This is a genomic window from Corynebacterium sp. HMSC055G02 (genome assembly GCF_001809065.1).
GTDB lineage: Bacteria > Actinomycetota > Actinomycetes > Mycobacteriales > Mycobacteriaceae > Corynebacterium > Corynebacterium jeikeium_D.
In genome coordinates this window covers 101587-109592 of sequence record NZ_KV795659.1, presented here as the reverse complement: position 1 = coordinate 109592, position 8006 = coordinate 101587, and the positions used below count along the sequence as shown (strand labels likewise).

Annotated in this window: 6 protein-coding genes and 1 CRISPR repeat array; of the genes, 2 read left to right on the top strand and 4 right to left on the bottom strand. The window is 51.1% G+C overall.

The features are described 5' to 3' along the window. Window position 1: 1 nt before the first annotated feature. Window positions 2-763: direct repeats of the CRISPR family, unit length 28 nt; unit sequence GAAATACCTCCGCGTATGCGGAGAAGAG. Window positions 764-782: 19 nt separating this feature from the next. The 4 genes from cas2e to cas6e are packed head-to-tail and all read right to left on the bottom strand — an operon-like array spanning window position 783 to window position 5474. Further along, a complete protein-coding gene (gene cas2e / locus HMPREF2547_RS10615) occupies window positions 783-1097 on the bottom strand; it encodes a type I-E CRISPR-associated endoribonuclease Cas2e (protein ID WP_083296872.1) in 315 nt (104 codons plus the stop codon). 17 nt (window positions 1098-1114) lie between these two features. Beyond that, window positions 1115-2053: a type I-E CRISPR-associated endonuclease Cas1e gene (cas1e, locus tag HMPREF2547_RS06915; RefSeq protein WP_070549970.1), complete on the bottom strand. Its 939-nt coding sequence runs from the start codon at window positions 2051-2053 to the stop codon at window positions 1115-1117. Beyond that, window positions 2053-4794 (bottom strand): CRISPR-associated helicase/endonuclease Cas3, encoded by a 2742-nt coding sequence (locus tag HMPREF2547_RS06910; RefSeq protein ID WP_070605295.1) that lies wholly within the window; start codon window positions 4792-4794, stop codon window positions 2053-2055. The genes cas1e and HMPREF2547_RS06910 overlap by 1 nt, the downstream gene beginning before the upstream one ends. Further along, entirely contained in the window at window positions 4791-5474 is a 684-nt protein-coding gene (gene cas6e, locus HMPREF2547_RS06905) for a type I-E CRISPR-associated protein Cas6/Cse3/CasE (RefSeq protein WP_070605288.1), read from the bottom strand. The genes HMPREF2547_RS06910 and cas6e overlap by 4 nt, the downstream gene beginning before the upstream one ends. A 219-nt stretch (window positions 5475-5693) precedes the next feature. On the opposite strand from cas6e, the gene HMPREF2547_RS06900 reads away from it, so the two are divergent. Both HMPREF2547_RS06900 and HMPREF2547_RS06895 read left to right on the top strand, forming a co-directional pair. Further along, on the top strand, window positions 5694-7298 hold the full coding sequence (locus tag HMPREF2547_RS06900; RefSeq protein ID WP_070605286.1) for a type I-E CRISPR-associated protein Cse1/CasA: 1605 nt from the start codon (window positions 5694-5696) through the stop codon (window positions 7296-7298). Then, window positions 7298-7978: a type I-E CRISPR-associated protein Cse2/CasB gene (locus tag HMPREF2547_RS06895; RefSeq protein ID WP_070605285.1), complete on the top strand. Its 681-nt coding sequence runs from the start codon at window positions 7298-7300 to the stop codon at window positions 7976-7978. The genes HMPREF2547_RS06900 and HMPREF2547_RS06895 overlap by 1 nt, the downstream gene beginning before the upstream one ends. Window positions 7979-8006 lie beyond the last annotated feature (28 nt).

The following is an 8006-nucleotide window of genomic DNA, read 5'->3' as shown; positions in this document are numbered from 1 at the left end:
GGAAATACCTCCGCGTATGCGGAGAAGAGTAGCCAGGGCGGGGAGCACACGGCCAACAACTGGAAATACCTCCGCGTATGCGGAGAAGAGAGAGTCATGGACTTGTATCCACCCATTGACAAGGAAATACCTCCGCGTATGCGGAGAAGAGAGGTTATTCGCAGTGGCGTTGTAGCGTTAGATGGAAATACCTCCGCGTATGCGGAGAAGAGCTCTCTAGTGTAGTGTCACGCTATACTCAGCTGGAAATACCTCCGCGTATGCGGAGAAGAGAAGCTTGCCCTGTTCATTAATCTGATGCGCTTGGAAATACCTCCGCGTATGCGGAGAAGAGATGTGCCCGCCAACCTGTCGTTGACCGCTTCTGGAAATACCTCCGCGTATGCGGAGAAGAGAGCACGGGGCGGCTTCTTGCCACTGCGCATCAAAGGAAATACCTCCGCGTATGCGGAGAAGAGTAGCCGAGGCCGCGTCGAACGCCTGCTTCCCTGGAAATACCTCCGCGTATGCGGAGAAGAGGGAAAACCAGGAAACCGATATGGAAAGCCGAAGGAAATACCTCCGCGTATGCGGAGAAGAGATCGGCGGCACGGTCGGCAAGGACGCCAACTTGGAAATACCTCCGCGTATGCGGAGAAGAGCCCGCGTCGTTGTGCCCATCTCACGTGCCAGGGGAAATACCTCCGCGTATGCGGAGAAGAGTCCCACCCTCTGTGGTTGTCGCCGCCATCACTGGAAATACCTCCGCGTATGCGGAGAAGAGAGTTCCCGACCTGCGGTTTTTACGAAGAAGTTTCTTCAAGTCCGCGAGTTTCGGCAGATAAGGTCACAGGCAGCAACAGACCATCGAAGTCCTGAATCACTCGGCGATTACTCCCCATCGTATTTACGGCGAACCCCTGCTCTCGGGTGGGATCATTATTAATCATCGTTAGACGTCCCTCCCCTATAGCTCGGCTACACCGGCCCCATAGATTATCACGAACGCGTCTCGACACGTTACCGACAAAAACTCCAGTATCAACTTCAACTAAGAAACGAGTTAGATACCCTCGGAGATGTTCCGGCAAATTAGATGCAGTAAGTACCAAAAACATAAGGGACGCACCTACTGTTACTGGGGTCGATTTCCATACTGTGTATGCCCAGCCACTTCGTCGCCCCGTCCCGCAATCAACCGGTCATCGTCTCTTTCTGGCAGATACGGTTCGAGAATCTCCATTAATACTCCAATCATCTCTTTCAACATGCCCCTTCGATGAATCTCACGGCGAATTTCCTTCCGAACTTCTTTTAGAGCGTCACCACTTTTCGAGCATCGGAAAGACAACGGAAGTGAAACTTCAGGTTTATATAAATCAGCCAGATCGAACAACAAAGAACGGGCATCGCCACGATGGATTACTCCCAGCGCAGGGTTAATCCCCAAAGCTTGGCAGGCGGAAGCGGCACAGCCGTACAACATTGAGTTCGCCAAATTGAGGCACAAGTTCACCGAATCTTCAGCTGTAGTATCACGCCGAAAAGCCTTGACACCATGCTCTCGGGCTAAAGACCGATATGTCTGTTTCATCATCCGGCCTTCGAGTCCACGCATCACGGCGATGCTAGTCTCTTCGGAATCAATGTCCAACCCAAGCTGGCGCCGATACAGGATAACCGCAGCTTTCCTCTGGTTACGTTCCGATGATACAAGCTTGGCTTGGGCAATCGCCCATCGAGCAGAGCTCGTCAATGGCACAGAGTAGGAATAAGAAGGCACTCCTCCCCCACCGGTGAACATGACTGTCACCCCTGCACGGGTACACGAAGTCATGGCCGCCGCTGAAATGCTCGTCCCAGGCCCTAAATGCAGCACAGCCAAACCTGAAACCGGTAATTGCACACGCTGAATCAGCGACTCACCTTCGACTTTCGAATAAGCGACAACACCGGTCTTGTCCTGGCGCACGCTACATCGCTCGAGGTAGAGGAAACTAACTCTATCTTCAAAACGAACCTGGTGTCCTGCTGGAATTTGAGAGAATGCAATAGCTTCCTCTGAATAAGTCACTACGCACCGGTCGCTTTCCCGCTGAATCCTAGGAAACCAACCAAAGAATCGTAGAGTTCATGCGCCTCGACGGCATAGTACTGACTCAAGAGAGTTTTAGCATCGGCCAGTGAGATTGGAGACTCAATCTGCGAGAACTTGCTCTGTCTCATCGGCATAGAAGCCCTTAGCGCTTTGCGGATTCGCTCACGATCCCCGCTGCGAATCGATCTCAGTTCCTCGACATCTCCTTGCCATCCGCCTGGAATGCTGTCCCCGGAATCCAGGAGAATAACTCGCACTGACTCCTCCTCGATAAGGCGAGTTCTAGCATCACCACCATCCAAAGATAGAGCAGACTCATTACTAAAGTTCTCATGGAGATTGGCCATGCGGTATTCGGGGTCTAGGATCTCTTCGACTTCGTAAGAGACGCTTTTACCCTTACGCGCCATTAGGCTTTCAGCTGCAACCTGATCGAAATCAGCATCCGTTGCAGACGGGTTCTTCAAATCGTCAAAACTCACTGAAGCAGCATCCACGAATTCCTGACACTCCTCCGGCATCTTCAGAACTCGATGCTGCTGGATCCACCGCGATGTGCGAAGCATCTCCGCTTTGTAATACGGATATCGCAGTTTTTCGCTTACTTCAACACCATCGACCACTCGAATCAATGGAGTGTGAATCTCAGGAATTCTTTCGCTTCTTGACGTATCTTGCCTTCGCCACACCCTACCGATTCGCTGAATCAGCGAAGCTGAAGGACACAAATCCGTAGTCAAAATATCCATGTCAATATCGAGCGAGGCTTCAATCGCCTGCGTACCTACGACGGTCACACCAGTGGCGTTACCGTTAGGTCCGATTATTTTTTCCAGCAACTCTGCGTTACGACGTCTATGTTCCGAAGTCATCGCGGAATGTAGCACGACTACATTGTGCCCTGCATCGGACAATTGTCTCGCTACTGATTGAGCCCAATCCACTTGGTTCACAATTACTCCAATACGTGCTTGCGGGAACCGTAAGCGTTGTTGGATTACCCATTCCGCATGAGCACGGCAATTGTCGGAGTGACTGATCTTTGTGTGATTAAGTTCTATATCTCGTCGTAGAACATCAAATGGCAGAACTGAAACTACTTTAGACTCCTCAGCCTTCTTGACCCGTTCGCCCCCAGAATTATGCTCTAGTGCGCATTCCTCCCGCTGCACACTTTGAACTTGGCGACGAGGACGAACAACCGCTACTGCGGGAAACTCAGCAGGTTTGTCAACCTTCACTCCTGAGTATGCATGTACAAGTCGTCTGTATTGCCAGCTCGGGAAGGTAGCAGTCAGAAGAGTTACTCGTGCACCAACTTTGCCAAGCCACTCAAGAACAGTGCTCAGCAGCTCTGTCTGATAATGATCAAGCGTATGAACTTCGTCAACAACGATGTGGGCATTGGCCAAGGACAATAATAGTAAATGTAGCCATTTTGTACGGAGTCCGGCTTTCAAACTCTGATCAACCGTTCCCACCGATACAGCTGCCATCAGTCGTGACATCCCGGCTCTCACGAATGATGCGGGATACAGTCCGCCAGATTCTCTACAGCTAGGATCCCCTTCCGTATCATCATGGAAGCTACTTACTGGGGTGTCGTAAAAATCCTCAACACTCGCGAGACTATGAGCCAACGACGCTACGTTCGGCGTGCTAGAAAAAGCACGCTGCACACGTCTCATTAATGCATTCGTTGTTGCTTGGGTTGGCAGTAAAAACAGGAGGCGCTCATTCTTCTGCGCATGGCGAAGCAGAGCCGCCTCTGTCTTCCCGATTCCAGTCGGAGCCATGACTCCGACAAGCCCGTCACCAGCGTCACGAACTATTTTCTGGATGTGCCGTGGACTACGTTGCTGCAGAATAACTGACTCTGCGTGCTCCTGCGATTCCCAGCCAGAGTAGATGCCAAGGTTTTCACGGACGTATTCGTCTGCCCTCTCGAGCTGAACTCGATACCACTCGGTTGGGTCATTGAGATTAAGCTCACCTCGGCTTGTGGCTGCTTGCGCGTTCTCAACCCACTCATTATTTGATGCCAAACGATCAGCCAGCACGGTCAGTCCAGATAAAAGGATAGAAACCGCAGGGTCACACTCTTCGGGAAGTTCGTTTCGCGATACCCCGACGGCCCTCTCAAAACACTCTTGAATATTCTCGTGCGCAGTCTTCCATCCTTCCCATTTGAGCATCTCATCGGCACGTTTCATGGAGGATGAATGCATCTTTCCACGGAAGGGAAGGGTAAAGTAGCCATGATGACCTAAAGCTGGCAGTGTCGCCCACTGTTCTCCGATGGTTGAATCCCCGAGATTCATTCCGCCGATACCGATTGCAGATACGCGTTCATGCCTACGAAGATCGCTGTACCTATTCCAGCGCTCCATCTTCTCCCGTGGAACGGGTTCGTAATTTCCACTGTCACGAATCTCGGATCGGACTTTTCGCCACGATTCATCGTCCCGCATGTGCTGAAACTGAAATAGCGGGTTGGCTTTTCCTAAATCATGCATACCCACTACCCAGGCCACGATGCACTCCGCATTTTCTCCCAGTGCATCGCTTATTTGGAAGCGCAGCTCGGGTCGAAGCCAATGCCTAAACAAGTAAGTACCTACCGCAGCTGCATCAAGCATGTGTGCTAAAAGCGGATACGTCTCAGCGTTCTCACCCTTCTTTGCCCAGAGCTCGGAATGGACAAGTGAGTCACTCATGGAATTGCCTTCACGCTTAGCATCCCGCAGCCATACGCCTTTTCCCTGCCGACGCCTTCGAGAATCAATCTGTTTAGAGCCTCTGGATCGTCGACAAGCGCAGCACCATCCAAAACATCAACCTGAATGGCCATTCGGGAAGACTCCCGTTCGGTGGCCTTCAGCACCTCTCGCTGATGGTTAACCAACTGCACCTCCTTCAAGGCTCCAGCGAGTTTGTTCTGAATCCACGGAGTAATTGTTGTCCGCCCCTGCTCAATTGCGTCTATTTCTTGGTCATATGGCACGGGCGTCACGATGGTCTTCATCTTTCCATCATGCTGTTCACGCTTTCGACGAACTGCATTGACAGCTACACGAAAGACAACTGGCTGACCGGGCTCAAGGTCGAATAATTCCACAGTACGACTTTCAGCCCCTCGAAGCTCACCGAGATGTACAGGTTCCACCGAAGACTGGATAAGGAAGTACGGGGGGTGACCTGCAGTGAAATCAACTCGGAAAAGAATTTTTCCTGTCTGCCTGGGATTTGCATCAAACTCCCCAAAGAGGCTCATCACAGCCCTGTGTCGGAACAACGGAGAGTCAATCGACGACGGGACAAAGCTCTTTTTCTTGTCTATTCTTCGCGAAAGCAAAGAATGCACTGGAACCTTAGTCAGAAATACTGTTGCTGTCATGAAAACCTCTCTATTTACAGCATCAACGGTACAGTGAAATTGGTCTCCGCTTTCGTGGAGGTACTTCGTTATATTCGGCTATTTGCACACCTTCTCCGCGCTCGTGGAGGCACTCTCAAATAGCCAACCAGTTTTATTAATACTTATATTCGGCAATTGCTTGCGACGTATTAACCTCATCGGTACCATAAAGCAGTACCTAGCGAAAGTGAACTACGAATGAAGATAAATGCTCTCACGGATTCACCCTTCCTAAGAACACCGAACGGTCGCTCAACCGTTCGAGACCTCCTTCTTTCATCACATAAGCAAGACACCGCCATCAGCGTAGATGGCGCCGCATATCAGTTCACGGCGCAGTTACGTTTCCTCGCTGAGATCACAGCAGTGGCTTTACGTCACACATCAACCCCAATCGAAGAAATTGTTCAGGGCGGCCTACCAGAAAATGCTGTCGACCAGGCAATTGCAGATTTAGCTCCGGGCTGCGACCCCTTTGATTCAATTCAGCCTTTTCTTCAACGTCCACCACTGCCATGCGATGGCCCAAAGGACAAAGCCCACCTACTGATGGCTGGACATTTCCCCATTAAAAAGCTCTCACCGGCAATGCTCCCCGACGAGGGCGAGACGTACTGGAACCTAATCAATGACGGGACCCCAGCCTTAGCACTGCCCGACGCTCTGCTAGCTCTCGTGGTGTACCACCACCTCTCAATGGCGGGAAATAACAACTACGCAGGAGACAAATGCCAAATGGGAGCTCCAGGCATGCGTTTTGTGGGCGCCGATTACACCGCGACTGAGATTATCCAAACCGGAGATACCCTTCTGGAAACCTTGCTGTACCAAATACCGACATCATGGGTAAAAGGCAGTGGCCTTCCGGCTTGGGCAGATCGAACGTGCAACAATTCCACACTCCCGGATGCTCCAAATCAGGCGCATCCACTTTGGCGAGCCACATGGAGCTCCAATGCTCCAGCATGCCATTGGGAAGATGGGGTACTTAATGGAGTTCGCACAGGCGGCATCCCCGAAGAGTGGTACTTCAAACCCGAGATGGGCACAAATAAAACGACATACAAAGAATGGTGGGATCAGCGCAATACACTTGACCCGTTCTACCTGTATGAAACGCGTGAAAAAGGCGGCGAAACCTTAGTTCGTGTCGACTTGGGGCGAGACAACACTGACCTTGCCGTTGAGTGGGCCGCAAATAACCGTTCAAACAAAGTGCATGCTCGAATCTCAAGCCGCGCATTATCCCGCTTACCCAACGACGCGCCGCTCATTTTCGCACAACACCTAATTGCAGGTACAGCTAGCTCACCAAATATTCGCGCCAGCGAAGTTTTCTTTCCCTCATCTGCGGAATGGGCATTCGATGTCGACGAAGACTTACAAGAGGACATTCAGCTTCAAGCTAAACTTATCAACCAGCTGCATCGCAGGGTATGTCAAGTGTTTAGCAGGAAACCCACGAAATCTAAGTACCCACCCGCAGTTTTAGATGACATGATTGACCGAAAGCAGGACGCTTCAAACGCTTTCTGGCGCAATATTTCAGCGGTTTACCAGGACATATTGAACGACGCTCGCAGATTCTATAAAGCTCAGTCTCCTTCACCTTTTACGCACAGCTACGAGATGCCAACCGACCTCAGAGACCGCTGTATTGACGCGTCGTTGTGCGCATTTGATGAAGTTGTCAATCCCCATTCCATTCAGGAGCCAGCACGAATCGCATATGTCCGAGCACAACTCCGAAATGGATTACAAGCCTTAATACCCAAGCCGGCCAGTACCGAGGAGAGTTTCTAATGACATCTTCCGAAGCTAATAGTGTCCACGCAATGTGGGCAACGCGGTTAGCCAGCGTTCTCGCCTTACGAGACGACGCAAATATCCAGTCACCCCGTTGGAGAAAGACTCGAGCAGAGCTGCGTCGCGGAGCCTCACCAGCAACCGAGCACTACGCCTATCCGCATGTTCTTCCGTATGCAGATCCGACACTTTCCGACCATCAAATAACATCACTCGTTCGTCTCTTTGCTTTGGTAGCAGAATTCGACCAAGTTCCTCACTACCGACCATCGAACACAACAGATACAAATGGACAAAAGAAGATTCGGAGGGTCGGGCATTGGGCTCGACAAGTCTCAATTGCTCAAGCGAAGAAAACTGGCGAACAATTTCAGGCTAATCCCGACGACCTCGACTCCGTTGGCCAGCGCCTGCAATTCATCTATTCACTCGATGCGGAAGAGGCAATTCTTAACGTTTCGCGTATCTTGAAAATTGCAACTGCCCTGCCCGGACCTATTCCGGCGCTCGACTACTACGACCTGTTCCGGACCTTCCTATATTGGGGCAATGGATTCACGCCTGCGTCACAGAACATTAGGCGCCGAATGCTGCGAGACTATTTCTCTTACTTCGCTGAAATTCCAGAGACCTCCTCCAACACAGATAACGACAACAAAGACAACGCAACAACATAATTCTGTCGTAGAGGCATAAACAACTCCC